This window comes from Microcoleus sp. PH2017_09_SFU_O_A, from assembly GCF_020738625.1.
Classification (GTDB): domain Bacteria; phylum Cyanobacteriota; class Cyanobacteriia; order Cyanobacteriales; family Microcoleaceae; genus Microcoleus.
The window spans coordinates 85,597-111,271 of record NZ_JAEQCF010000006.1; the positions used below are offsets into that span (position 1 = coordinate 85,597).

Annotated in this window: 20 protein-coding genes and 1 CRISPR repeat array; of the genes, 11 read left to right on the forward strand and 9 right to left on the reverse strand. The window is 45.4% G+C overall.

The window, feature by feature from the left end; all coding sequences use genetic code 11:
• Positions 1–100 precede the first annotated feature (100 nt).
• Together JGK16_RS03930 and JGK16_RS03935 are read right to left on the reverse strand one after the other, a co-directional pair.
• Positions 101–1,393, reverse strand: coding sequence for an ATP-binding protein (locus tag JGK16_RS03930; protein ID WP_293174674.1), 1,293 nt, complete (start codon positions 1,391–1,393; stop codon positions 101–103).
• A 596-nt stretch (positions 1,394–1,989) separates the two neighbouring features.
• Complete coding sequence (locus tag JGK16_RS03935; RefSeq protein WP_293189687.1) at positions 1,990–4,308, reverse strand: tetratricopeptide repeat protein; 2,319 nt, start codon at positions 4,306–4,308, stop codon at positions 1,990–1,992.
• Between the two features lie 455 nt (positions 4,309–4,763).
• Between JGK16_RS03935 and JGK16_RS03940 the strand changes: the two genes are divergently transcribed.
• Positions 4,764–8,288, forward strand: a complete 3,525-nt coding sequence (locus JGK16_RS03940) for a glycosyltransferase (protein WP_293189685.1) — start codon at positions 4,764–4,766, stop codon at positions 8,286–8,288.
• Positions 8,289–8,495: 207 nt separating this feature from the next.
• Complete coding sequence (locus JGK16_RS03945) at positions 8,496–9,824, forward strand: beta-xylosidase (protein WP_293189683.1); 1,329 nt, start codon at positions 8,496–8,498, stop codon at positions 9,822–9,824.
• A gap of 285 nt (positions 9,825–10,109) precedes the next feature.
• On the opposite strand, the gene JGK16_RS03950 is transcribed toward JGK16_RS03945, so the two are convergent.
• Positions 10,110–10,409, reverse strand: coding sequence for a contact-dependent growth inhibition system immunity protein (locus tag JGK16_RS03950; RefSeq protein ID WP_293174686.1), 300 nt, complete (start codon positions 10,407–10,409; stop codon positions 10,110–10,112).
• Positions 10,406–10,945 (reverse strand): RNase A-like domain-containing protein, encoded by a 540-nt coding sequence (locus tag JGK16_RS03955; protein WP_293174689.1) that lies wholly within the window; start codon positions 10,943–10,945, stop codon positions 10,406–10,408. The genes JGK16_RS03950 and JGK16_RS03955 overlap by 4 nt, the downstream gene beginning before the upstream one ends.
• Before the next feature lie 498 nt (positions 10,946–11,443).
• Between JGK16_RS03955 and rfbF the strand changes: the two genes are divergently transcribed.
• The 6 genes from rfbF (at position 11,444) to JGK16_RS03985 (ending at position 16,766) form a co-directional block, all read left to right on the forward strand.
• On the forward strand, positions 11,444–12,220 hold the full coding sequence (rfbF, locus tag JGK16_RS03960) for a glucose-1-phosphate cytidylyltransferase (protein WP_293174692.1): 777 nt from the start codon (positions 11,444–11,446) through the stop codon (positions 12,218–12,220).
• A gap of 328 nt (positions 12,221–12,548) precedes the next feature.
• On the forward strand, positions 12,549–13,631 hold the full coding sequence (locus JGK16_RS03965; RefSeq protein WP_293189681.1) for an acyl-CoA dehydrogenase family protein: 1,083 nt from the start codon (positions 12,549–12,551) through the stop codon (positions 13,629–13,631).
• A 41-nt stretch (positions 13,632–13,672) separates the two neighbouring features.
• Positions 13,673–13,837, forward strand: coding sequence for a hypothetical protein (locus tag JGK16_RS03970; protein WP_293174698.1), 165 nt, complete (start codon positions 13,673–13,675; stop codon positions 13,835–13,837).
• Positions 13,821–14,564, forward strand: a complete 744-nt coding sequence (locus JGK16_RS03975; RefSeq protein WP_293189679.1) for a cyclase family protein — start codon at positions 13,821–13,823, stop codon at positions 14,562–14,564. The genes JGK16_RS03970 and JGK16_RS03975 overlap by 17 nt, the downstream gene beginning before the upstream one ends.
• A 147-nt stretch (positions 14,565–14,711) precedes the next feature.
• The gene (locus tag JGK16_RS03980; protein WP_293189677.1) at positions 14,712–15,458 is read left to right on the forward strand and encodes a DUF1995 family protein; all 747 of its coding nucleotides are present in this window, start codon (positions 14,712–14,714) and stop codon (positions 15,456–15,458) included.
• A 528-nt stretch (positions 15,459–15,986) separates the two neighbouring features.
• Positions 15,987–16,766 carry a metallophosphoesterase family protein gene (locus tag JGK16_RS03985; RefSeq protein WP_293189675.1) on the forward strand — a complete coding sequence of 260 codons (780 nt, stop codon included), beginning with the start codon at positions 15,987–15,989 and terminating at the stop codon, positions 16,764–16,766.
• Positions 16,767–17,157: 391 nt separating this feature from the next.
• Positions 17,158–18,729: direct repeats of the CRISPR family, unit length 36 nt; unit sequence CTTTCCCAAACGACTTCCCCGCAAGGGGATTGAAAC.
• 483 nt (positions 18,730–19,212) lie between these two features.
• Here JGK16_RS03985 and JGK16_RS03990 read toward each other — a convergent pair.
• Complete coding sequence (locus JGK16_RS03990; RefSeq protein ID WP_293189673.1) at positions 19,213–20,064, reverse strand: M48 family metallopeptidase; 852 nt, start codon at positions 20,062–20,064, stop codon at positions 19,213–19,215.
• Positions 20,065–20,774: 710 nt separating this feature from the next.
• On the opposite strand from JGK16_RS03990, the gene JGK16_RS03995 reads away from it, so the two are divergent.
• Positions 20,775–21,302, forward strand: coding sequence for a DUF4330 domain-containing protein (locus tag JGK16_RS03995; protein ID WP_293174713.1), 528 nt, complete (start codon positions 20,775–20,777; stop codon positions 21,300–21,302).
• Between the two features lie 391 nt (positions 21,303–21,693).
• Here the strand turns inward: JGK16_RS03995 and JGK16_RS04000 are convergent, their stop codons facing one another.
• On the reverse strand, positions 21,694–22,593 hold the full coding sequence (locus tag JGK16_RS04000; RefSeq protein ID WP_293174716.1) for an alpha/beta hydrolase: 900 nt from the start codon (positions 22,591–22,593) through the stop codon (positions 21,694–21,696).
• 233 nt (positions 22,594–22,826) lie between these two features.
• On the opposite strand from JGK16_RS04000, the gene JGK16_RS04005 reads away from it, so the two are divergent.
• Both JGK16_RS04005 and JGK16_RS04010 read left to right on the forward strand, forming a co-directional pair.
• Positions 22,827–22,991, forward strand: a complete 165-nt coding sequence (locus JGK16_RS04005) for a hypothetical protein (RefSeq protein WP_293189671.1) — start codon at positions 22,827–22,829, stop codon at positions 22,989–22,991.
• Between the two features lie 130 nt (positions 22,992–23,121).
• The gene (locus JGK16_RS04010) at positions 23,122–23,736 is read left to right on the forward strand and encodes a hypothetical protein (RefSeq protein ID WP_293189669.1); all 615 of its coding nucleotides are present in this window, start codon (positions 23,122–23,124) and stop codon (positions 23,734–23,736) included.
• Here the strand turns inward: JGK16_RS04010 and JGK16_RS04015 are convergent.
• From JGK16_RS04015 to JGK16_RS04025, 3 genes are all read right to left on the reverse strand, one after another.
• Positions 23,704–24,633, reverse strand: coding sequence for a hypothetical protein (locus tag JGK16_RS04015; RefSeq protein WP_293189667.1), 930 nt, complete (start codon positions 24,631–24,633; stop codon positions 23,704–23,706). The genes JGK16_RS04010 and JGK16_RS04015 overlap by 33 nt on opposite strands.
• A gap of 212 nt (positions 24,634–24,845) precedes the next feature.
• On the reverse strand, positions 24,846–25,019 hold the full coding sequence (locus tag JGK16_RS04020) for a hypothetical protein (RefSeq protein ID WP_293174728.1): 174 nt from the start codon (positions 25,017–25,019) through the stop codon (positions 24,846–24,848).
• A gap of 165 nt (positions 25,020–25,184) precedes the next feature.
• Positions 25,185–25,313, reverse strand: coding sequence for a hypothetical protein (locus JGK16_RS04025; RefSeq protein ID WP_293202787.1), 129 nt, complete (start codon positions 25,311–25,313; stop codon positions 25,185–25,187).
• Positions 25,314–25,675: the final 362 nt, after the last annotated feature.

The window sequence follows — 25,675 nt, forward strand, 5'->3', positions numbered from 1 at the left end:
ATTCGAGGATTCGGGGATTGCGGAATTGGGGAATTGTTAATGAATTGGTCAATACCTCATCTTTCCGATAACCGCTATAAGTGCGTGCCTGATGTCTCGATTAAGGGAGAGTAAAGTGAAAAGTTGAACCTTGACCAGGTTCCGACTCCACCCACATAGATCCACCGTGACGTTCCACAATCTTTTGACAAATTGCTAAACCAATACCTGTTCCAGAATATTCTCTTTGAGTGTGCAAGCGCTGGAAAATTTGAAAGATGCGTTCTTGATGCTGTGGAGCAATCCCAATCCCATTATCTGACACAGAAAACAACCAGTTCTCCTCCTGTTTGGAAGCGGTAATATGAACCGTAGGCGGTGCATCGTGGCGATATTTAATTGCATTGCTGAGTAAATTCTGAAAAAGCTGTACCAGTTGAGAAATATCTCCCATTATCTCTGGCAATTCACTGTAGGTAACAACTGCTTGATCGTTGCGGATAGCCCCTTGCAGGTTGGCAATTGCTTGCTGGACTACATGATTGCAATCTGCCAATTCAAAGGGTTTCTGACTGCGACCAACTCGCGAATATTCGAGCAAATCGTCAATTAAAGTTTGCATTCTCGTGCAGCCCTGAACGATATTGGTGATAAACTTAATAGCTTGGCTGTCGAGTTGGTCTTTGTAGCGTTTTTCTAAAAGTTGAGCGTAGCTGGCAATAGTTGCTAAAGGCGCTTGCAAGTCGTGAGAAGCTACATAAGCAAATTGTTCTAGTTCGGCATTCGACCGCGCCAATTCTTGGTTAGATTTTAAGAGGGCAGATTCAGCGCGCTTGCGGTTCGATATCTCTTGTTGGAGGAGCAAATTTTGCTCTTGCAAGGCTTTTTCAACGGCGAGGCGGTTGCTGATTTCTTCTTGCAAAATCTGGTTTTTTTCGTAAAGAGTTTTTTCAACGGCTAAACGGCTGGTGATTTCTTCTAGAAGCAGCACATTTTGTTCTTTTAGCTGTTTTTGTAAGTTCCGCAGGGTAAGGTGACTTTCGATGCGGGCGAGCACTTCTTCAAACTGAAATGGCTTGCTGATGTAGTCAACTGCTCCTACTGCAAATGCGTTTACTTTGTCGAAAACTTCATCTTTAGCGCTGATAAAAATTACCGGAATTTCGCGAGTTTTAGGTTCAGATTTTAGATGCTGACACACTTCGTAGCCGTTCATTTCCGGCATCATTATGTCGAGTAAAATCAAATCGGGCGGATTAGAATTGCAGGCTCTCAGAGCCATTTGCCCATTAATCACGCAGCGGGGCGCGTACCCCCGATGAGTCAACATTGTAGACAACAGGCGCAGATTTTCTGGCGTATCGTCTACTACTAAAATGTTTCCTAATGGCGTCTCTGGTTGCTGATTGTTCATTGAGTGTTTTCCCAATATAAAGGAAGAAGGAAGTTCGGCAATGGATTATGTAACACAAGATGTAACGGATGGAATAAGGCTTAGTTATAGCTTTTCTGAGAAAGATGAGGTACGACTGGGCATAGGGCATAGGGCATAGGGCATAGGGCATAGGGCATAGGGCATAGCGCATAGGGCATAGGGCATAGCGCATACCTCACTTTTTTGAGAACCGCTATATGTAGAAGAGAAGTCAGAAGCAATAAAGCAAGGATTTCGGTAATTAATAAAATCCTAACCCTCGGGTGCGGTTCGTATATTTTATTTCGTAATTAAAAACAGACTGGGTTCTAGTAGGAATATTGGGGAAATAGAACTAGGAATCATCTCAGACATAGAATTTTCTATCATTTGTTTGTGCGGATTTTTTGGAATTGTTCGTTTACCAGAAAGAATTGGTTTAAATCCTCTCCCTTTTGGAAGAAATTAAAATTAGACGATTCATTACTCCAATCCTCTTCCTTCTAGGTAGAGGTCGCCCTCAAGCTGTCAACTGTCAACTGTCAACTGTCAACTGTCAACTGTCAACTGTCAACTGTCAACTGAATGAACAATCTTTAAATCTCCAGCAATAGAGTCAGAGCGTTATTGTACCAAGTCAATCCTTTATCTAAAACCTTAAAGCCAGCTACTTTACACATAGATTCTAAAGCATAAGCTGTAGGCAGCCACCACCAAGGGCCAAAGTCGTTGATGTCAAAAACGGCTTTATCAATTACTCCGAGAATTGGTGTGCCGTAGGTGTACTGCTGCCAGTAAGCTGTTAAGATAGCTCGTTCTGCTTCGCCCAAAGCGGGAATGAAGATTACCCCAGAAGCTGGAATTTCGTAGCGTCCCCGCTCGTTTTCTATAAGTTCTTGGGTAATCGCTGAAGTTAAGATTAAATACTGCCCTGTTATTTGACGCAAGCTCATTAAAATTTGCAAAGGGTGGGGGTGATGGTACAAAACTCCTGCACAGTGGACGACATCGTAAGGCTCACCAATTTCTGCAAGCTGAATCTGAGTTATATCTTGACTGATACAATTATAATTAGCAATATTTAAACTTGCCATGCGATCGCGAAAATCATCCCAAATGTGTGCGGATGCCGGCGTGACATCAATCATTGTCAGAGAAACTGCACCGTATTTGCTTGCTACGGATACTTTTTCGTTGACTTTTCCCCACAATCCCCCGACTTCTGCAAAAGTCTGATTTTTGACGACTCGGGCAATGTAGCGATCGCGAATATCGTCATTCTCCAACTCTGATAATATACTGCGATCGCCCGCCAAGTCCTTTTTCTGCAAAATTTCCGCCAATTTCCCGGATATTGCGGCATCTTGCGGCCGAATTTCTAACGCCATCAAGTACAAGACTGTAGCTGCGTCGGGGCGATCGCTCTCGGCAAACTTTTGGGCTGTTTCGCAGTAAAATTCAGGAGCGTGCAGCGGCTGCAATTCGTGGTGATAGTAACTCGTTGCCGGATCTAAACCTGACGGCACTCTTTTGATGAGAGCATCGCCTAACTTGGCGTAAATGTTGGGGAGATCCGGTTCGATTTGCAGCGCACAAAGGTAAGCAGAAACAGCTTCGTTCCAGTTGTGGATCTCAGTCAAAGCATCGCCTAAATTATAATAAGACCAAGAAAAATTCGGGTTGAGTTCAATAGCGCGCTGATAAGCAGTAGCTGCTGCTTTCCACTGCTGGGTTTTTAACAGCGGTTCTCCTAAATTGTGGTAAGCCCAAGAAAAGTCTCGATTGAGTTCGATCGCCCGCTGGTATGCCAAGATTGCTGCCAACCAATCCTGGAGTTTAACTAAAGTTAATGCTAAATTATAATGAGACCAAAAAAAATCTGAATTAAGAGCGATCGCCCGCTGGTAAGCTGTCGCAGCTTCCGACCATTTTTCTAATTGAAAAAGCGCATCTCCCAACTTGTGACAAGAACCAGAAAAATTCGGATCTAAGTCAACAGCTTGCTGGTATGCTGCTGCGGACTCCGACCATTTTTCTAATTTGCCGTAAGCTTCACCGAGGCTGTAGTAAGACCAAGAAAAATTTGGGTCAATTGCCACAGCCGTGCGGTAGACAATAATAGCTTCTTGCCATTGTTCTAATTCGAGCAGAACGCTGCCTAAATTGTAGTAAGACCAAAAAGAATTCAGATTCAGCTCAATACTTTCGCGGTAGGCAGCTTCGGCTTGGCGCCAGAGTTTATTGGCTTGCAAAACATTGCCTAATTTGTAATGAAACTCCGAAATATCCGGTTGCAGCTTGATAGCTTTGCGGTAGTTAACAATAGCTTCGTCCCACTGTTTTAGGGCGCTAGCAGCTTCGGCTAATTTGGTGTAAGCTTCACAACAACTAGGGTTTAAATAAATAGCGCGGTGGTAACAAACTAGAGCTTTTTGTGGCTTGTTTTGCGCCAACAAAGTATTGCCCAAATCTAGATATTCTTCCGGTATGTCGATCGGTTCCACGCTGAGTGATTGATACCAACAGTCGGCTGCTGGCTCAGCTTGACCGACTTCGGTAAATATCCGGCTCAAATTGCGGTAAAATCCTGCAAAGTCTGGTTGTAGGGCGATCGCTTTTTGGTAACAGTCGATCGCTTCTTGCCATTGTTGCAAACTAGCGCAGAGGGTGCCGAGGTTAGCAAAAGCTTCGGCAAAATCCGGTTTGTGGGCGATCGCAACTTTATACCAATACCGAGCGTCTTCTAGCTTACCCTGAGCTTGCAGCGCCTTTCCTAAGGTTTTGCAAGTCTCGGCGGAATCGGGGTGGGATTCGAGAATTTGGTGGCAAAGTGCGATCGTCCGATCCAACTTCCCTAAAGCTAAATATATTTCTGCCTGTTGTTGCAAATCAACCGCGGCTGTTTCTGAATTCACTTTTAACGTTCCTGTTTAGTAATAATTCCCTGTGTAATTGTAGAGCAAAACCTCTCTAATATCCTCCAGATCGTGCACCGACATCAGCCTGACTGTAAATACCGAGTACCTGGATGGCATTTATGCGATCGTCATCGAGGGCTACGCTAACGAACTTTAATAGGACTTACGCACAGGTTGCCAGAAACCGGGTTTTTGCTGAGAAGACGCGCTGTGATTCGCAAATTTGGGAAAAAACCCGGTTTCTTTGTCGGAGTGCGTCGAGGACTGTTTAAGTTAATTTGTACGCAAGTCGAGCAAACACATATTTCGATTAAACTAAGATAGCAACCAGTTAAGTAAACCCACCTAATAAAACTCAAAATACGGCTCGCGCTTAAGCTTGTTGTGTATATCTTTTTCCCTCTTCCCTCTTCCCTCTTCCCTCTTCCTTCTACTGAACAACCAGGTAAACAATGTCAGCAGCCACACGCACACCGCAAGTCAGCGTAATTATAGCAGCATACAACGGATCTCGCTACATCGTACAAGCGGTAGAAAGCGTGTTGTGCCAAACTTTTACAGATTTAGAAATAATCGTTGTAGACGACGGTTCGACAGATGAGACACATCAGGTATTGCAGCCTTATTTCGACAGAATTCGCTACGTATATCAAGAAAATGCCGGAGTAGCAGCAGCCCGCAACCGAGGAATTCAGGAATCCAAAGGCGAATTCATCGCTTTTTTAGATCAAGATGACTTCTTTTTGCCAGATAAATTAGCAGCACAAATATCCCTATTTCGCCAGCAACTCTCCTTAGGAATTGTTAACAGCGGCTGGCGCATTGTCAACCAGCAAGGCGACAAAATTTCCGATATCAAAGCTTGGGAATATTTCCCAAAATTGAACTTAGAAACTTGGATAGTACAAATGCCCGTACTTCCCAGCGCCATGATGTTTTCACGTCAGTGGCTGGAACTTGCAGGCGGATTTAATTCAGAATTTGATTCAGTAGACGATTCAGATTTAGTTCTGCGTTTAGCCCTCTTGGGTTGCGAAGCAGCATGGCTGCCTCAAGTGACAGTATCCTACCGCCAGCACGATCAAAATGTATCAATAAAAAAAGCTCTCAAACAAGCCAATCTTTTTATTACCTTAAAACAGCAATTTTTCGCCAAACCAGATTTACCGCAGCACATCCGCGAGTTAGAAAATCCGGCTTTTTACGAAGCATTGACTTGGATGGCTTGGCAATTGTACTATAGTAACTATCCAGTAGAGGCGGTTGAATTTTTCCAAAAATCTATCCAGTACAGTCCTTATCCTCTAAGGCCAACAGTCACCGATTGGCAGAAGCGTCTGAGTGCGATCGCTCAAACTTACGGAGTTACAATCGATTTTCAATCGTTAAGAAACTTACCAGAATGGAAAAAAATAATGGCTAGCATACCTACCTCAAAAACACCGCGAGTCAGCGTAATTATCCCGGCATACAACTGCGAACACTACATTACTAGAGCTGTGGAGAGCGCTGTAAATCAAACTTACCAAAACTGGGAAATTATCGTCGTAGATGATGGTTCTACAGACAATACGAGGCAAACTTTAGAGCCGTACCGCGATGTGATTCAGTACGTATATCAAGAAAATCAAGGAGCAGCAAAAGCTCGAAACCGCGCTTGCGAAATGGCCAAAGGCGAATTTTTAGCATTTCTGGATGCCGACGACTTTTTCCTGCCAGAAAAACTCGCCAAACAAATTGCTTGTTTTGAAGCTGACCCCTCTTTAGGGATGGTACAAAACGGTTGGTTGATGGTTGATGAAACCGGAAAAGACATCTACCCAGTCATGCCTTGGGAAGACACGCCCAACTTAGATTTAGAAAGCTTTGTCCTGCACAAAAGCGTGCGTCCCAGTGCAATGATGGTGCGGCGCGAGTGGTGGGAACGTCTGGGCGGTTTTGACCATCGCTTTCCGCCAACAGAAGATTTAGATTTTGCTTTGCGTTTGGGTTTAAAAGGCTGCAAATGTGCGTGGTTAAAAGAGATATTAACCTGCTACCGCCAGCACGATAGCAATCTCATGTCCGGTGGGGAAAAAGTGATGAAAAGCATGGAAATTGTAATGGAGCAATTCTTCGCCCAACCCAATTTGCCCGATCGCATACGCCAATTACAAAAGGCAGAACGTTACAAGTCTTTAGTGTGGATAGCGTGGCGGATGTACCGCGACGGATATTTGCCAGAGATGGTCGAGTGTTTGAGAAAATCCCTGTACTATACTCCTTATAATGGCACAGAAACAGTTTTTAAATGGTTGGAAACTTTTAGAGTTTCTTCGGAAAAATACACGAACAACTTTGATGCTTATGCCTTAACCAATTTAAAAGAATGGCAAGACATGGTGGCGGAGGCAGTCAACAATACCTATCAATTTAAATCAGAGCCTAGTTCAATTGGCCGCCAGCTTGCACCGCACGTACTCGTCTATGCAGAAGACCACGGAATCGGCGGTTTGGCGCAGTTCAACCACTCGCTACTTTGCAAATTAGCAGCCGACGGCTACCGAGTTACTAGCGTGCAAACTAAAGCTTCTAATCCTTTAATTACCGAACAGCAACAACTAGGTATCGAGCATATTTGGCTGGAGTTCGATACGATGAGGGAGTTTTTGCGAATTGCCTACAATTGTAGCGATGCTGAAAGAATTTACGCGGAAGCTAAACCGGATTTAATTATATTTAGCGATGGCTGGCCGATGGCAAATTTTGCTGCGAAACAAGTTGCACTCAAACAGAACATACCTTATGTAATTACTCTGGGTTATATCGATCGCACTTATAAGACTTTTAACCGTGGAGATCAGGTTCCCTATTTCGATGCAGTGGCCTATCAGTACAACTTAGCTAAAGCGGTGATAGCTGTTTCCGACGAGAATTTAAACTTGTTTAAGAGTTTGTTCAAAATGCCTCGGGAATGGGGTAAAGTAATTTATTACGGCAGGCCGAACAATTACTTTGAACCGCCCAATCTCTCAACCCGCCAACGCCTGCGCCAAGAACAAGGCATTCCCGAAGAGGCTGTGGTTTGTTTCACGGCGGCGAGACTGACTCCAATTAAAGGATATCAGTATCAATTGCAGGCGATCGCCAAACTGAAAAATCTGCCTATTTGGCCCCAGCTATATTTCGTTTGGGCCGGCCCCGGTTCCACCACCCACGACAACATGGAACCGGAATTGAGAGCAACTGTCAACGAATTAGGAGTCACCGAACAAGTTAAATTTATCGGCCAGCGGTGGGATATTGCCGATTGGTTGGATGCCAGCGACATCTTTATTTTATCATCCAAAGCAGAGGGAATGCCGCTAGCAGTGATGGAAGCAATGGCGAAGGGATTGCCCGTAATTGCTACAGCAGTCAGCGGGATTCCCGAAGAGTTGGGAGATACCGGAAAGTTAATCGCCGATCCGACAATTGACGCGCAACAGACAGCACAAGAGTTAGCCGCAACGGTAGAACTATGGGCCCAAAATCCCGAATTGCGGAGGCTTGCAGGACAAGCTTGCAAACAGCGGGCCCAAGAGCTTTTTAAGGAAGAACGGATGCTGTTGGAATACTCAGAAGTTGTCGCCCAAGTCTTGTCTGCTAGTGGCAATCGAGACAAATTTGCGTTAGCGAAGCCCTCGAAGAGGATCGCCCCCAAAGTCCAAAAGCAGATCGAAAAAGTTGACAGTATGCTCCATTACTATTATCTAGTATGGCAGGCTTGGCAAGCTTGGGAGCGCGGGGATATGTCCGGGATGGTGGAGAAGTTGCACTCAGCTTGGAAATGCACGCCATTGTTGACAAGCGAAACTATCTTGAGTTGGATCGTAAATTTTGTTGCCTTATCTTCAGAGAAAGGGGAGCAATTCGATACTTGTGCGCTGATTAATTCCGAAGCTTGGCAAGAATTGATGGAATTAGTACAGGGTTTTGAACTCGCCTTGTCTCGTTAAATTTTAAGGTACGTTGTTGCGATGAAAGCGCTCTTTCATATATAAACAAAGAGCGCTGAAGCGCAACTACATACCTTGGAAAGAACTCATTTTAAGGTACGTTGTTGCGATGAAAGCGCTCTTTCAATATATAAACAAAGAGCGCTGAAGCGCAACTACATACCTTGATTGAATTGAAGTCTTTTTCTGTTTGCAACCACATACAATATGCAATTCACCTTCAAGTTCAAACCTATTAATAAGCTGCTGCCAATTTGCTTAGCTTTGGTAACAATCCTGTTAATCGCGTATTTTGGGCAGCAGCCAACAATTGCCCAAATGCGATCGAACGTCACAGTCGATTTTGGACAGCCAGCCACCGGTATCACCTCCATGAGCGGCTTCTTGCACGGAATCGACCCCAGCAAGCCCCCCGATAGCTCCATTAAGCCCTTGCAGCCCAAGCTGTGGCGCGCCGGAAGACTCGATATTTACGATCGAGTAATCGCCAGCGGAGCCGAATTTCAACTATTAGTTAGCGACCTCTGGGGCTACGGCAGCAACCCCAAAGGCTGGCCCTATCAAAATTACCCCGCATGGGAAGCCTTCATCCGACAGTTAGCCCAACAGAATAAGGGCAAAAAAATTATTTGGGATATCTGGAACGAACCAGATTTAGTAAATCCGTTTTGGAAGGGAAGCAGAGAACAATTCTTTGAAACTTACAAAAGGGCTTACAAAATCTTGCGGCAAGAATTGGGGCCGTCAGCGATGATTGGCGGGCCGAGCATCAGCACTTACAACAAAGAATATCTCGCCGCTTTTTTGGATTACTGCAAAGCGAACAAACTGGAAGTAAATTTCCTAGCTTGGCACGAACTCAATGATACCATAATTTTATTTGTTGACGATCACGTATTTGATGCTAAACGCAATTTCCAACAAAGTCCCTTTTACAAGGAACTAAAATTGCAAAAGATTTATGTCAACGAAATTGTCGGAGAATTAGCGCAGTATCAGCCGGGGGAAATTTTAGGTTATTTGTCTAACTTGGAGTATGCAAGAGCTGATGGTGCTTGCAGAGCTTGTTGGGATACAACAGTAGGTAAAAAAGTTAGTAATTGCTTCAATAATACGCTGACAGGGATGGTTACGCCGAATACTTTTGAGCCGAGGGCTGCTTGGTGGACTTACAAAGCTTATGCTGATGGAGTGAATTCGCGGGTGCTGAGTCGATCGGATAGCGATCGCCTTGTGGCCTTAGCTAGCAAGTCAAATCCCGAAGGTAAAGCACAGGTACTTTTGGGTTATTTCGATCGCAATTATTCGTCAGCCACAACCGTTACCTTGAATCTTGTAAATTTGCAGCAGCTTGGGATTAAAAACGGTCAAAAAGTTAGTCTCAAATTAGAGAAGATTCCTAACAATCTCGAAGGCGCTGTGCAAAAGCTGGTTACGGTTAAAGAAGAAAGTGTTTCGGTTGTTGGCAATAACTTGACTTATGTTGTTCCTAATGTCAAAGTTCATGAAGGTTATTTGTTGACTATTACCAAGTAAAATCACTCAAGAGTCGGCGGTTGGAAACCGCGACTACACAAACGATGTCCGCCTCCGCGGACGAAGAAATATGGATGGGATTTGAGAGAAATGTGCGATCTAATTTTAAATCCGAGGTGGTTAGAAACCCGGGGGTTGGAAACCGCGACTACACAAACGAAGTCCGCGCAACGCGAGACTAAATAGTAGGCAGTATCTACAAAAAAATCAGGCTTAAATACTCCTCTATCTCTTAGTCTGCGGAGGCAGACTTGGCTTGTGTAGTAGCGGTTTCCAACCGCCGAATCATCGGAGATTTATCAACGATTGCTGCACGGATTCCAGCCATTCTCTGACAGTTTGATTTTTCGATTGTGGGTCATAGTAACAGCCTAATTCATCCAGGACGAAGGTTTCTAAATCTGGTTCGGAAATCGACATTTCTAGCAGTTGACTAAGTTCTTGCGATGCAGCTTCAATACTTGCGGGGGGTTCGCTGTTCAGGTAGTTATTGACTACATCACTGGGAGTGTCAGCTTCTAGCGCCCACTCTTGGTGAAAGTAGGAACTGAAAAATTGGGTTAAATTAGGAAATTGATCGATCATTGGGGATAAGCTGTGAGAATAAAGTATCCGGGAGGTAATTTATTGCTGCGCTGGAGGACGATTTTCAGGCGAGAGACTGGAGTTGCTTTGGATGAGCGGCGGCGCAGAGTAATGCCAATTGTTCTGTTGGCGTTGTAGTCGATCGTATAACGATTGCCTCCTTTTTTTACCCAGGAGGCGATCGCACTTTGATTTTTGGACATTGCTTCCGCAATCGCCGCTTCAGCGACGGAACGGTTAGCAAAGGAAGATGCAGCAGCAATTTCCATTTCTCGTCCGAGTCGCTGTGCTAATTCTCCTTCTGTTTTACCAACGTGTCTCTCTAAAGTGTGTCCTCCTGCGGCTTCGTGAACATCCAATCCGCCGCCCGGTATCTTAGGGACAAAGGCTATGGTGGTTTGTGGTATATTTGAGATTTCCCCTGCAAAAACAGCGCCACCAACAGCGGATATTGCCGAGTGCAATAAGATTGTGATTGAGGCGATCGCGCAGATTATACCTAAAAATCTTTTTAGGCGATCGAGTTGACTTTTCATTGTTGTTTTTGATGTTCAGTATAGTTGTCTAATGTTTTTGTCTGTTTCCTAGTTTAGCATTAGTGATAGTCCTGGACGCACAGGTGCCTAGAAACCAAATTTTTTACGAAAATTATGCGCTCTCAGGGTGCATCTCACGCAAGGAAAATATGTTTGTAGGGGCGAAGCATGACCGTAGTCAATATAGGATTATAACTAATAACTTATATGCGGTCATGCTTCGCCCTCTTCAAAATTGAGATGCACCCCGCTCTCACCCACAAATTAGGTTAAAAACCAGGTTTTTTTGAGGTTGATGCGTCCGGGACTGAGTGAGTTAGGAATTGCACGCAGCATTTAAGTGCGCGATGCACAGTCCGCACCCTACATTGTATTTAGAATATAATTTTGTTAGGGTTTACAAAGCTTCACTCAATCTGAGAAATTATTAATAATTCTTTGAAAAAATCCCAGATAATTGATGATAGATTAATTGATAAGTTTTCAAAAGGTGAAAAAATGCAAGTAGTCATCCTAGCGGGCGGTCTTGGTACTCGTCTGAGAGAAGAAACAGAATTTCGCCCCAAGCCTTTAGTTGATGTCGGCGGGCGCCCGATTATTTGGCACATCATGAAAATATACGCCCACTACGGCTTCCAAAACTTCATTGTCTGCTTGGGCTATCGCGGCAACATGATTAAAGAATATTTCCTGAATTATGAAGCCATGAACAATGACTTTACGATATGTCTGGGACGGAAAAATACCATCACTTATCAGCAGGAACATCGCGAACAAAATTTTCATGTAACGCTGGCTGATACTGGTGCAGAAAGCATGACGGGAGGGCGGGTAAAACGGATCGAAAAATATATCGATGGCGAGAATTTCATGGTGACTTATGGTGATGGAGTTGCTGATGTCAATATCGATAAATTGATGGAGTTTCACAAGTCTCACGGTAAGCTGGCAACTGTAACTACATTTCGCCCGATTTCACGTTTTGGGATTTTGGATGTTGACAGTGAAGGTCAAGTACGAGAATTTGCTGAAAAACCTCAAATAGACGGCTGGATTAGTGTTGGATATATTATATTTAACCGCCGGATATTTGAGTATTTGGGTGAGGATGATTGTGTTTTAGAACAGGAGCCAATGCAGCGTTTGGCAGCAGATGGACAGTTGATGGCTTACCGCCATGAAGGCTTCTTTTATGCGATGGATACTTATCGGGAATATAAGTATTTAAACGAGCTTTGGGATGAAGGGAAGGCTCCTTGGAAAGTTTGGGAATAATGATTAATTAAGATGGCGGTTTAAACCAGGAAAACGGCGGTTTAAACCAGGAAAACGGCGGTTTAAACCGCGTCTACACAAAGGAAGTCTGCCTCCGCAGACTGAAGAAACGGCGGTTTAAACCGCGTCTACACAAAGGAAGTCTGCCTCCGCAGACTGAAGAAGCTCATATAATTTTAACCGCATTGTCTTCAACCCACGGAGGTGGGTTTTGTTTGTGTAGACGCGGTTTCAACCGCCGAGTCTGAAGATTCAACCCACGGAGGTGGGTTTTGTTTCTATAGACGCGGTTTCAACCGCCCAGTCTTCTATAAAATCATCATAAAAAATGGATTTTCAATATATTCTAAACAGCGCGGAAAGTTACCTAAAAGAGTGCGTTGCACCCCGCGCGGAAATTATCGACAGTGACTCGGAAGCGCTGAAAACAGCACTTTTAGGATTGGAAAATCGATCGCTCTTAGCGTTGCGCTTTCCCCAAAAATACGGCGGCGCGGGTATTCCACCGGAGCTTTTTTACCAATATCAGGAATTGACGGCGCGATATTCTGGGGCTTTGTCTTTTCTGCAAACTCAGCACCACAGCGCAACTGCGATGATTGCTGGCAGTGACAATGAAATGCTAAAAGGCAGATACTTGCGCGCGATCGCCCAAAAAGAGTTACGCTTGGGTGTTGGGTTTTCGCATTTGAGGCGATCCTCTTCGAGGGCTTCGCTAACGGGCAATCCGGCAGTCACCGCAACTCCCGTAAAAGATGGCTATCTACTGTCGGGGAATGTTCCTTGGATTACTGGTTTTGGCTTGTTTGAAAAGTTTATTGTGGCTGCGGTACTTCCAGACAATCGCGCGGTTTTTGGTTTGCTGCCTTTTGCTAATATTGAACGGGAATCTGGTAAAATAGCTGTCAGCGAAATCATGCCGTTAATCGCGATGAATTCGACTAATACTGTGACAGCAAGTCTTAATAATTGGTTGTTGCATGAATCGGAAATAATTTCGGTTAAAGCTGTCGGTTGGATTGCGGAAAATGACAGCAAAAATATCCTGAATTTTGTGCCGGTTACTTTTGGCTGTATTCGCGCGGGATTGGATGTAATTGTAGCGGCGGCGATAGTTAAAGATTCGCCTGCGATTGTGGCGGCTTGCACAAAATTGGAACAGAAGCTCGATCGGCTAAAACAGCATTTCCTACAATCTCAACATAGCTCAAAAGCCGAACAATTAGCGCTCCGAGCGGAAGCTATTGATTTGGCTGTGCGGTGCGGGCACGCTGCGGTGGTGGTTTCTAGCGGTGCGGCTAACGGTAGGCTGCACCCGGCTGGAAGAGTTTATCGAGAGGCTTTGGTGTATACTGTTTCCGGGCAAACAAAGGATGTGATGGCAGCGACGCTCGATCGCATTCTAGAGTGATTCAGCTAGGTTGATTTTGATTTGAATCTGGAACGGGCAAGATGCCCATTCCACAAGAAGAAAAAAATGTGGGATGGGCATCTGGAAGGGGCAAGATGCCCATTCCACAAGAAGAAAAAAAAATGTGGGATGGGCATCTTGCCCGTCCTAATATTGTAGGTATATCAGCTAACCTGAGTTTTTGTGTCGATGACAAACAACTTTAACTCAAACAGTAACTCAAATAATTTAAAAACGATCGCCTACCGCGACATTATAGACTTAACCCATGCAATTCATCCACAGATTCCCATCTGGCCGGGTGATCCAGCGCCGGAATTTGAAATAGTATCTGAAATAGACAAAAACGGCTATTTCCTGAGAAAATTCTCCATGGGAGAACACAGCGGCACTCACATCAACGCACCGAATACCTTCTATCCAGCAGGCGCGAGTGTTGATAGTTATGCGCCCCAGTCTCTAGTTTTGCCCGGAATTGCGATCGACCTTCGGGAGCAATGTCTTGCCAATCCCGATTACACTTTAACGATAGATGATATATTGAATTGGGAACGCCAGCACAAATTTATTGAACCGGAAAATCTAGTTCTATTATATACTGGATGGCAAGCTAAATGGAATGATGAGCGAGCATTTTTCAATCCTGACGATGGCGGAGTTTGCCACTTTCCGGGATTTGGTCAAGCTGCAACTCAATTTTTGCTGGAAGAGCGATCGATTGCGGGAATTGGTATTGACACTCACGGAGTCGATCCGGGACAAGATGAAAGTTTTGCTGTGAATAAAATGGTATTGCAACAGCAGCGAATTGTGCTGGAAAATCTGGCAAATCTCCACTTTTTACCTGCGGCAGACTTCACTTTGGCGATCGGAATATTGCACCTTTTGGGAGGTTGCGGTTCGCCCGTGTCCGTGTTAGCTTTTGTAGCTTAAGCTGTGGCATATTTGAATTGCATATTTCGGGCGGGCTGGAAGCCCACCCCACAAGATTTTGATTATTTATTAAGTCTAATTTAAATTTTGATTAGCTTAATGCGGTAAAATTGGATTGAGAGAAGTCGAGTACGAATAATAAGATTAATGACAGAACTGCCTAACGATCTCAATGATGCGATCGCCCAATCGCGCATAGCCACCGCCGCCGCCCTCTCGGATGGCATGAATCTCCTGCAAGTCGAATTAGTCTTTCCCGAAATCGCCCTGCAAGCACAGTCGATCACGCAACAATTCTTACCAGAATTTGAGGAAAGCCACTCCGGGATGAAAGTCTTTTTTCCCGATGCTGGTGCAGCCGCCCTCGCCCGCCGCGATTGGGGAGAAGTACCTTTTAAAATAAGTGATTTGGGCAGCAGCCGCACTCCTGTTGAAGATAATATAGCACCGGAAGATGAACTGTTTTTGCTGGTGAATCCGGCGGCGGTAGAGGTATCGCAAGTCGAAAAACTTTATATGGCTGCGGCGGGCCGCCCTGTGATCTTGCTCAACCCGCGCCTGGAAGATGTTGCTACTATAGGTATAGGGTATGCAGGCCGTCAGTTGCGCGATCGATTCCTGAGCAAAATCGAATCTTGCTATTACATCAGGCCGCTAGATACGGCAGCTTTATTCCGCTGCTATCCGCAACCGTGGCAAGTCTGGCTGGAAATAAACGACGAATACAAATTAATTTCGGAAACTGCCCAAAAACCTGTGGGAGACGATTTAGAACGGATTTTAGCGAAAGCTATGGGAGTCGCCGATCCGGATTCGACTGCACCGGCAAAACCGCTAAAAAAGAAAGGTTTGTTAGCAGAAATGCAGACTTTCCTCAAGGCTTTGACTCAGTAGTATTGTAGAGTGCGTTAGCTAGAGTTATTTTCGATTTGCTCGATCGACTCATCGCTGGCGCATCCTGCACCTTAAACAGTTGACAGTTGACAGTTGACAGTTGACAGCGAAGTGATAAGAACGGAGATTTAAACTCCGCTATTATCACAATCTGCCTTCATGCTGGGGCTTCAAACCCATGCTATTCGGTGAAATCATTGTTGAGTCAATCTAAAATCGACTGACTCGGTAGTAGCAATTGCCAAAGCACAATTAACAGCGGTTATCAATTCTCTGAAAGACTTGCAGGAGAGGGCACTCCCGTGTTTCTAGGGTATCTTTGTACTTCACTTATACCGAAAGCTGGGAAAACTTCTCAGTGTTGCGATCTGTAACTACGCAAACAAAATTGTGAACTTTACCAAAAGTTTATAAAAGTAGTATAATGGGTGACACCCCTCCTCAGCGAAAGATCGGAGGAAATAGCAGCTAAATCAGATGCTATAAGCGAGTAATTAAGGTTTCGATTCAGGAAAGCGGATAAATACAGTGAACCAGCGGCGCATTGTTATTGGGGACGTACACGGGCATTACGACGGGTTAATGCTTTTGCTAGAGGCACTCGCCCCGAGCTCAGACGATCGCGTATATTTTTTAGGAGATTTAATCGATCGCGGGCCGAAAAGCGCTCAGGTATTAGATTTTGTGCAGCAAAGCCCCTACCAAACGCTGCTGGGAAACCACGAACAACTGATGTTAGATGCTTTGTCGGGGCCCTCTGTGGATATGCGGGCGTGGCAGTCTTGGCTGTACAGCGGTGGGGATGCGACTGTCGCTAGTTACAAGGATACAGGGATGATGCCGTACAAACACTTAGAGTGGTTGCGATCGCTCCCAACGCATTTAGACTTAGGGGATATCTGGCTGGTGCACGCGGGTGTGCATCCAACTATGCCAATTGACAAACAGTCGATCGAACAATTGTGCTGGATTCGCAAGGAATTTCATGCGATGCCGAAACCGTATTTTCCCGATAAATTAATTATTACCGGTCACACGATCACGTTTACCTTTGAGGGTGTGAGGCCTGGGGAATTAGTCAGGGGCCAAGGGTGGTTGGATATTGACACGGGTGCTTATCATCCAAAAAGTGGCTGGCTGACTGGATTTGACTTGAGTTATCGCAGAGTTTATCAGGTAAATGTGTTTAACAATCAAGTGCGGATTTTGCCGTTTGATGAAGTTGTCAGACAATTGAAGCCGCAGATTCCACCTCCAAAAGCTCAGTTGAAAGCTCAGTTGAGCTCAGTTGTTCAACAAGAGGCTTAATTCCTAACGAAGTGCTGGGAAAAACTTGACAATCTGTTCTTGAGTCTCTATTGTTTGTAGTAGTGGAAAGCAAGGGTTTTTCACGCGGAACTTTGAAAATTGAATAGATTTTGCGATCGCCTGCGGTTGGTTTCATTACTGCAAGCGATTTTGATCTAGGTGGCGATCGGCTGCGGTGGGTTTCATTGCCGCAAGTGATTTCGACGCACCTAGGGCGATCGGTGAAACCCTGATTCTTTCGTTGAGGTGCGTCGATTGTCTTTGTAGTCTGGGGTTGAGCGTTTTCAATCCTATGCTTGTTGAAGATGACCCCCCATTTATTGAGAGTGAAAAAACGGTGCGTCGATTTGGCGTCTGGAACGCTCTCTGGGTAAGGGTTTGTAGCCGAACTCTTTCCCAAACGACTTCCCCGCAAGGGGATTGAAACATTTAGAGGTACAAAGTACTCCGAATTTCGTATAGCCTTTCCCAAACGACTTCCCCGCAAGGGGATTGAAACCGTTCCTCAGTAAAAATCGTAACTGTCTTGTTACAAGTACCTTTTCCAAACGACTTCCCCGCAAGGGGATTGAAACGAGAACGCCGTCCGCCAGTTGCAACGAAACACGTCGCTTTCCCAAACGACTTCCCCGCAAGGGGATTGAAACTTCTTGAGCTTGAACGGCCCGGTTCCAAAAATTGATAGTCAACTTTCCCAAACGACTTCCCCGCAAGGGGATTGAAACTTTTGGATTAAACCAGAAACTAAAACAACAAACAATCCACTTTCCCAAACCACTCCCCCGCAAGGGGATTGAAACATTGTTTCTTCCGAAGAAAAATTTATACACAAACCCAAATCCTTTCCCAAACCACTCCCCCGCAAGGGGATTGAAACTGTATTTGACTTTCGGAAAACAATATTTCGCAAAACTTTCCCAAACTACTTCCCCGCAAGGGGATTGAAACGTTTTCATTTCTATTCTCCATAGCTCATTTCTTCGAGCCTTTCCCAAACTACTTCCCCGCAAGGGGATTGAAACGCAGGGTTGCTGGAAATTTAATTCTTGTAATTGGTCTGCTTTCCCAAACGACTTCCCCGCAAGGGGATTGAAACCAAGTACCTCCTTGGCAACTTGAATAATTTCGTGGCTTTCCCAAACGACTTCCCCGCAAGGGGATTGAAACTGTTGATGTCTGTTCCAACAATTAAAATTGAGTTAGCTTTCCCAAACGACTTCCCCGCAAGGGGATTGAAACCAAATTCCGCAATAATTGTCGCCTGGCTTCTTAGCCAACTTTCCCAAACGACTTCCCCGCAAGGGGATTGAAACGAGAGTGGCTAAAGCTGCCATAAGGACAGAAAAGACACTTTCCCAAACGACTTCCCCGCAAGGGGATTGAAACTTCTGCGACGATCCGCCAACGATGGCGAAAATACAACTTTCCCAAACGACTTCCCCGCAAGGGGATTGAAACAAAAAGCAACAATGGTTTATTATTTCCCCTTCTTTCCCAAACGACTTCCCCGCAAGGGGATTGAAACAAGATTCTGGAACTTTGGAAGTTTGTTCTCTGTCAGCTTTCCCAAACCACTCCCCCGCAAGGGGATTGAAACTCTATTAAAAGTCAGAATTTCAACTTCCGCTTCTATAGGTTCTTTCCCAAACCACTCCCCCGCAAGGGGATTGAAACGCCCCAACGTTGTGCGAGTGCACCCGAGACAGAAACAGTCTTTCCCAAACCACTCCCCCGCAAGGGGATTGAAACGGTATGCTTTCTTGTACCTCTCTGCACTGAACTTTCCCAAACCACTCCCCCGCAAGGGGATTGAAACATGAAATTGTTAAACTCAAGGTTTTGACTTTGTTGACTTTCCCAAACGACTTCCCCGCAAGGGGATTGAAACTTCTTGATTTTGATTGCCAAATCACTTGGAATTTTGCTTCTTTCCCAAACCACTCCCCCGCAAGGGGATTGAAACTCCAAAAACTTAATCTCGGTGAAAAACCCGGTTTCTTGAGTTTTATGTGTCAGTTATAGAACCCATTTGACATCTTTGAGTTTTTGGGTTGTGTGACGAGAAATATAGAGAGAAACCCGGTTTCTCAGATTTAGGCAAGGGGCAAGAAACCGGGTTTCTACGAGTTTTTCGGTTGGGTGACGAGAAATATACGAGAAATATAGAAAGAAACCCGGTTTCTCAGATTTAGGCTCATGGCAAGAAACCGGGTTTCTACGAGTTTTTCGGTTGGGTGACGAGAAATATAGAAAGAAACCCGGTTTCTCAGATTTAGGCAAGGGCCAAGAAACCGGGTTTCTACGAGTTTTTCGGTTGGGTGACGAGACATATAGAAAGAAACCCGGTTTCTCAGATTTACGCAAAATAGATCTCAAATGGGTTGTATAGAATGCGTCAGCTTGGGTTCGATCGCACTTCAACGCAACTCACCCACCCTACCAAAAACTACGATCGCAACAACCGACGCATTTCCAGCTTATAAGCCGCATTATTCAAACCCTCACCGCTAGCCAGATCCGGATCAATAGCCTGGGAAATCGCAGCAATTCGATCGCTAGTCGCCGGGTGAGTGCTCAAAATACTTGGTGGAGAAGGCTTATTTAGCAACTTCTTCATAAAATCAACCATCCCAGATTGAGCGTAGCCCGATCGCCCCATAGTTTGCAAACCCAACTGATCCGCCTCATACTCAGCTTGACGGCTGTGAGGGCGACGCAAAGCCAACTCCACCCCAATCTGTACCGCCTTAGAACCATCCAGCCCAGTCGCCGAAGCAACACCAGATGCGATCGCCATTTGACGCATTTGCTTAATCGAATGGCGAGCACTAATATGCCCGATTTCGTGCGCGATCACGCTTGCTAATTCCGCCTCATTATCCGCCGCCGCCATCAAACCCTTATTCACATAAACAAAACCGCCCATCGTCGCAAAAGCATTAATATTGTTATCGTCAATCACCTGAAAAGTATAAGGAATATCCGGGCGATCGCTTTCTTGGGCCAGTCGCTGACCGATGCGGTTGATGTATGCTGTAGTAGCCCGATCGCGATCGATCCTAAACTCCCTACTCGTCAACTGCTGATTGATTTGTCGGCCAACAGTCACCTCCTGGCGATCGGACATATTCGACAATTGAATAACTTGAATCCCCCGCAAAATCAGTTCCGGTAAAGAAAATGCTTGAGTCGGTTGTGGGGAAATCACGCAGATACCCGCAGCCACAATCACCGACAGAAATAGATAAATCCCCCGGCCACAACTACGCCGACAAGTCAACCAAAAACCTTTTAACATGATTTATACGCCCTAGAAGAAGGAAGAAGGAAGAAGGAAGGAAGAAGGAAGAAGGAAGAAGGAAGAAGGAAGAAGGAAGAAGGAAGAAGGAAGAAGGAGATAAGATGTCGGTTGAAACCGAATCTACAAAAACAAAGTCCGCTAGGGTGCATCTGGCGCAAGGCGAATATAGCCTTTATCAAAAAGATGAGGTATGACTGACAGCTTATATAACCGCTTAAACCAAGAGGGCTGAAGCCCAACAACATACCTCATCTTTCTGAGAACCGCTATATATTCGTAGGGGCGAAGCATGACCGCAGAAAATAGGAGATTATAACTAATAACTTATATGCGGTCATGCTTCGCCCTCTTCCTTGCGCCAGATGCACCCGTCCGCGAAACGCGAGACTCAAGAAAATAATGTAATTTCAACCGTCGCTTCTTCAACCTGCGGAGGCAGGTTTTGTTTGTATAGACGCGGTTTCAACCGCCCGGTCTTTTTTTTTAGGAAAAACTCAAAAAGTCACTAAATCGGCAGACGAAATATAACGCTACTTAGTTGCTATTTTAACTTGTTCCTAAATTTTAACCACTCTCCCCTCTCCCCATCTCCCCCTCTTCCCATCCCCCACTCTCCAAGTCCTGCGGATTTTGGGCGATCGTTGTGGTAATATCTTTTGGCTTGTACAGATACTCCTGTCGCTGTCAGTGAATTAAGTAAGCGATTTATGAAAATTTTGGATTCTCAAGGCCGGTTGTTCGGCAAACTCAGCATTCTAGACGTAGGTGCAGCAATGATTGTGCTGCTAGTTGCAGTCGGCATCTTCTTCTTTCCCGGTACTTCCGGCGGTTCCGTCGCCCAAGTCGGCGGCGCCAGCGTCAAAACCGTAGAAATGGATGCAATTGCGATCGGACTCAAAGGCACAAACTTTCAAGAGTTATTCAAAGCCGGCGATAAAATCAACGTAGTAATCCGCAACCAGCCCTCTGGTCAGATTACAATCAAAGAGGTAAAAACCATAACTAGAACCCTCGCAGTTCCTCAGCCCAACGGCACCTTAAAAGCTGTCCCAGATCCTAGAGAAGAAGAATCTTTCAGCAGAAATATGAGATTTACTCTAGAGGGGAAAGGTCAAATTACTGAAAACGGCCCGGTTTTAGGAAATATGAAAGTCAAAATCGGAACTACTCTCGAACTTGAAGGCAAAAAATACATTTTCAACGCCAGCGTCATCGACGTGCGAGTCAAAGAATAGTCAGTTGACAGTCAAATAGGTACGTAGTTGGGCTTCAGCCCTCTTTACACATATATTTAAAGAGGGCTAAAGCCCAACTACGTACCTTGATTAATTTTGAGCGATGCTTTCATCTCCCGACAATAAAACTACCCTGCTTCGATTTCAACGCCAGCGTCATCAACGTGCGAGTCAAAGAATAGTCAGTTGACAGTCAAATAGGTACGTAGTTGGGCTTCAGCCCTCTTTACACATATATTTAAAGGAGGCTCAAGCCCAACTACGTACCTTGATTAATTTTGACAGTTGCGTCCCAGACACGAGCAGACCTTCTTCTTTCCTCGAACTTGGAACCTCTATCCGTGACATCCGTCAAATCCGTTACAGAATTGGTTGCCGAACTTCTTTACTCTTAAGAAAACAACCTTAAATACTGCCGAATTAAACCAATAGTCACAGCCGGAACTTCCAACTGCGGAGTCAAACCCACATTTTCCAGAGTTTGAAAAACCTTAATTGCATCCGGGTTGAGATTAGCCAACCGCTGGCCAATCTCGGGGCTAGTAAACTGAGATTTTTCACCCCAAATAATCGCAGTCGGTGTTGTTAGCTGAGTGATATAAAGTGACAAATCAAAACACAAATCTCCCCGCACAAAAGACAAGGCTGCATATTCTGCATTTGGTTCCAAAGCAGATTGCAGATAAGCATCGACAATTTCTTGGTAGACTCGACGGGAATCGGCAAATTGGCGCTCTTCTAAAAAGCTGCGAATGCCGCCATCTGTGGCAATGCCCGTACTGTAGAGCAAGCGGTCTAAAATTGGAGTGTTGACGAGTTTAGCAAAGAAACTGCTGCCGTAATCTTGTCCGAAGTCTGACAAACCGCTGGGAATCGTCAAAATCAGCGATTTGAACAGATCCGGGCGGGCGATCGCAGCTCGAATCGCGATCGCCCCTGTCAGCGAAGAAGCTATCACATCCGTAGGACTTCCGCAAGTTTTTTCGATAAATTGGATCAGAGATGTGATATAATCTTCGACCTGATAATTTTTTTGGGGATGTTCCGATCGCCCCCAACCGATTAAATCCGGTGCTAAGACTCGATATTCCGCTGCAAAAGCCGGATAAACTTTCGACCATTCGTAGGCACTTGACCCGCCCCCAAAGCCGTGAAAAAATACTAAGTTCGGTTTATTTTCCGAATTTGAGTTCGGCAATCCGATCCAAGGCATTTTTTCAGCAGTGTAATATACCATTCTGCCGAGAGAAGTCACGATCGATCGCTGACCGAAGCCGAGAGGAACAAGCATAAATAAGCCTCAATCGCTGTGAGATTGTAGAGTTTCGCGGGTCGCCTCGTCTTTATTTAAAAAGATTGCAAAGCTGGCGCCGTTTTTGTAAAGATTCAGTATTGATTTCAATCTATTTTAGTACAAGTGAAGCCTGAAACTACACACAGCAACTAAGTTTTGCGATCTGCGCGCTCAGGTTGTGCAGTTATCCTCACCGTTGCAAACTACTTGCGATCGGAGATAATAACAAAATGATGGGTAAGACCCCTCAACACAATCAAGTCGGTTCGCCGACTCCGAAAGCAGGCACTCGGAAAGCAGCGGTATCAGATCTAGCTTTTAATCGCGGCAGGTTTACAGCCGAGAGCCGATCGCAAATAATTAATTACCATATTTTACGGAGCAGTGGCTTTTAACGTCGAAGGTTTCTGTTAAAAGGCGGGCGATGGGTTTTCGATACCTCTGATTGCAGGCAATAAAATCATGAGTCTCGCCGTTATCAATTCCAAAACACAACAAACAACTAATATCAGGGAGGTTCAAAAAATGCAACTGCTTAGGAAACGGGATCGCGAGGGTTTTATGGTTGATGCAAAAAGTCTTCTAGCTGACGGGTTTGCAGAGTTTGATACTGCCTGTCGAAGCATGGATTTAAACGGCAAACAGACATTTGTCGCCACTCCAGAACGATCGGGTTCAGGGTTAGATGTGCGATCGCGCGTCAGCGCACCGGGAATGGTTCGCCTAGCTTTAGAAGAATTGAAATGCTTTGAAGTAGTAGAAAACCAGTTTGCCCATTGGGGAGTGACTTTTAGCAATACCGTCGCCATCCAACCTTCAAACCCAGCATTCCTGACGGTTTCTGGGTCAACAGTGTTAATGGGCGCCCCAAAAAGCGGACTGATAGAAGTAAGTTTCAAGTATCCAGTTCGCAGCGTAGCAGGACTTGTCACCAGTTCGCGGCGAACGGTTTTATCTGCTTGCGACATCGACGGTAACCCGATCGTTCAAGATGAAATGCCGGCGCCGAATCTAGCAGGGTCTAATTCTCCGATCGCGCCCAACACACCCCTGCGCGTCAAAGCCCCGAACATTCATCGCATTACATTTTATGCTTTTGACGGTCAGCTAATAGTCGATGACTTTATTTTTGGATTCTAAAACAATGCCATAAGTATCGTCCCAAGTCTGCAAACCTTCAAGAATGGCATTGCGGACTATAGCCTCGGGTTCCCGACTCAACATCAGGCGAAAGCACTCGGCAGCCCGGGAACGGGCGCTCCAACTTTTGACAGAAGTCACGCGGTTAAACCCACCCTGATTCACCAAATCGGTCATTTGCCGCACTGCAATCAAACGCTTCACAGGGTCAGCATCAGTCAAATCTCCCAAGATCCGATCGAGCGCTGCTTCATCTTCATCTTTTGAGGATCCCAGACTCAGCGCTTGGCGCAGCAACAGCCCTGCAATCGCGATCGTGCCAAAATTCTGCAAAATCAGGCTCAAAGCCATCCAGTGGCTCTCAGAGTCCGCCCAAATCGCCAAACTCATGTAAGCACCCAAGGTAGCAATCCCGCCGGCGCCTACTGCTAAAACCAACCGGCGGTTCGGGCTCTGCCAAAATTGCTCGGCTTTCGATCGCAGCAATTGCCATTCCCCGGACTGCCCTCGGTAAACCAGCATCATCGCTGCGATCCCCAGCCCTGTCGAAACCAATAACTGACTGTTCCACCACCCCCAAACTGCTGCCAGGGTGAAAGCCGCCAACCCACCTTTCGATCGACTCAAACGCGGTAGCAGCCACTTGAGAAAGGCGCTAGAAACCACAGGCGATCGAGCTCGATTGCTCTTGCCATCAACCCTCCGGCGTCTTTTTTCGGCTCTGGCTGGGGTTTCCTGCGGGCGATCGTCTAGACTGCTAAATGTCCTCAAAGCTCCGGCCTCAGTCATTTCTAAGGAGATCTCGCTCAAAGGAAGCTGACCTAGTTGCAAAGTGCGATCGGAATCTTTCCCTATCGTTTGATGCAGCTTGGTTGTAGTTTTTTTAAATTGATTCATACTTACTTTTTTTCACAAATAACTTTAAGTTATTCAGGCGTCTTTTGTACAGATTTTGATTTTTTCCAAACAAGAGTGTGAGACTTTAGAATACCAGAAATATCAACTTGTGGTGAGTGCCACAGATGAGTCAAATTCCGAGAACTTATTACTCGCAAAAGACTGATTGAAGATAGTTGGGAAAAGCACAACAGGTAACGCACGAATATTTCTCACTGACTTTTGAGTTCAAAGGCGATCGGAGTTGGGTGCCGGCAAAAAACACAAAAATTGACAATTTCAGAAATTTCGGGTATTTTGAGTGCTGGAATTCGCCCGCCGAGAACTGCGCGACGAAAATATAGCCTTTTGCCAACAGTCTGGGATCTCGCTACGCCCGGTGTCATACCATTTCCGATTTTAGATTAAATAATTGAAAAATTGGGTAGAATCACTGATTGCGATCGTGGTTGGGATCGGAGGCCTACAGTTGAGAAATGCTTCTGCCATGAATCAAATCATACTTTTTGGATGCTGTGGCCGACACCTACGGCGGTCCGTCCAGCTCGCTGTCAAGCTGTGCAGCGTTTCAAACCAGCCTCATTGGCTAAGATTTTTGAAGAAAATGTCGATCGCCCTCCCAAACTAGAACAAAAGCTGAGTAGGAGTCGAGCGTTGCCAGCAAACAGATGCGTTGCCATCAGCTATAATTTTTTCAGGTAGGGCATTAAATTGGCACGACCGAATCCCATTCCTCGGTACGACCTCGATCGAGTACGACCGCAGAGGATTTCCTTTTTATTTTAGGGAGCGATCGGGCAAAAGTTCCAGTCACTCGGAATCGGACGGCAAAAGTTCCAAGGACGGCGGCATCGCCCGTTAAATAATCCTCTGGAAAGAAACTTCACTTGAGATGGGGTAAATCAACAGTATATAGTTTTCTAACGAATGTTAACATTTGGTAACAAACCGCCTAGATTGAGTGAATGGCATATATACCACTCAGACTCATGAGTCAAATTTCTGGGCTTGCACGCAAACACATATCAGGAAGTTCTCCGAT

What these genes read in the sequence shown, in the direction of transcription:
- JGK16_RS03930 (WP_293174674.1), bottom strand. Translation starts at nt 1,393, where the DNA reads ATGAACAATCAGCAACCAGAGACGCCATTAGGAAACATTTTAGTAGTA.
- JGK16_RS03940 (WP_293189685.1), top strand. Translation starts at nt 4,764, where the DNA reads ATGTCAGCAGCCACACGCACACCGCAAGTCAGCGTAATTATAGCAGCA.
- JGK16_RS03945 (WP_293189683.1), top strand. Translation starts at nt 8,496, where the DNA reads ATGCAATTCACCTTCAAGTTCAAACCTATTAATAAGCTGCTGCCAATT.
- JGK16_RS03950 (WP_293174686.1), bottom strand. Translation starts at nt 10,409, where the DNA reads ATGATCGATCAATTTCCTAATTTAACCCAATTTTTCAGTTCCTACTTT.
- JGK16_RS03955 (WP_293174689.1), bottom strand. Translation starts at nt 10,945, where the DNA reads ATGAAAAGTCAACTCGATCGCCTAAAAAGATTTTTAGGTATAATCTGC.
- rfbF (WP_293174692.1), top strand. Translation starts at nt 11,444, where the DNA reads ATGCAAGTAGTCATCCTAGCGGGCGGTCTTGGTACTCGTCTGAGAGAA.
- JGK16_RS03965 (WP_293189681.1), top strand. Translation starts at nt 12,549, where the DNA reads ATGGATTTTCAATATATTCTAAACAGCGCGGAAAGTTACCTAAAAGAG.
- JGK16_RS03970 (WP_293174698.1), top strand. Translation starts at nt 13,673, where the DNA reads ATGCCCATTCCACAAGAAGAAAAAAATGTGGGATGGGCATCTGGAAGG.
- JGK16_RS03975 (WP_293189679.1), top strand. Translation starts at nt 13,821, where the DNA reads ATGACAAACAACTTTAACTCAAACAGTAACTCAAATAATTTAAAAACG.
- JGK16_RS03980 (WP_293189677.1), top strand. Translation starts at nt 14,712, where the DNA reads ATGACAGAACTGCCTAACGATCTCAATGATGCGATCGCCCAATCGCGC.
- JGK16_RS03990 (WP_293189673.1), bottom strand. Translation starts at nt 20,064, where the DNA reads ATGTTAAAAGGTTTTTGGTTGACTTGTCGGCGTAGTTGTGGCCGGGGG.
- JGK16_RS03995 (WP_293174713.1), top strand. Translation starts at nt 20,775, where the DNA reads ATGAAAATTTTGGATTCTCAAGGCCGGTTGTTCGGCAAACTCAGCATT.
- JGK16_RS04000 (WP_293174716.1), bottom strand. Translation starts at nt 22,593, where the DNA reads ATGCTTGTTCCTCTCGGCTTCGGTCAGCGATCGATCGTGACTTCTCTC.
- JGK16_RS04005 (WP_293189671.1), top strand. Translation starts at nt 22,827, where the DNA reads ATGATGGGTAAGACCCCTCAACACAATCAAGTCGGTTCGCCGACTCCG.
- JGK16_RS04010 (WP_293189669.1), top strand. Translation starts at nt 23,122, where the DNA reads ATGCAACTGCTTAGGAAACGGGATCGCGAGGGTTTTATGGTTGATGCA.
- JGK16_RS04015 (WP_293189667.1), bottom strand. Translation starts at nt 24,633, where the DNA reads ATGAATCAATTTAAAAAAACTACAACCAAGCTGCATCAAACGATAGGG.
- JGK16_RS04020 (WP_293174728.1), bottom strand. Translation starts at nt 25,019, where the DNA reads ATGACACCGGGCGTAGCGAGATCCCAGACTGTTGGCAAAAGGCTATAT.
- JGK16_RS04025 (WP_293202787.1), bottom strand. Translation starts at nt 25,313, where the DNA reads ATGGCAACGCATCTGTTTGCTGGCAACGCTCGACTCCTACTCAGCTTT.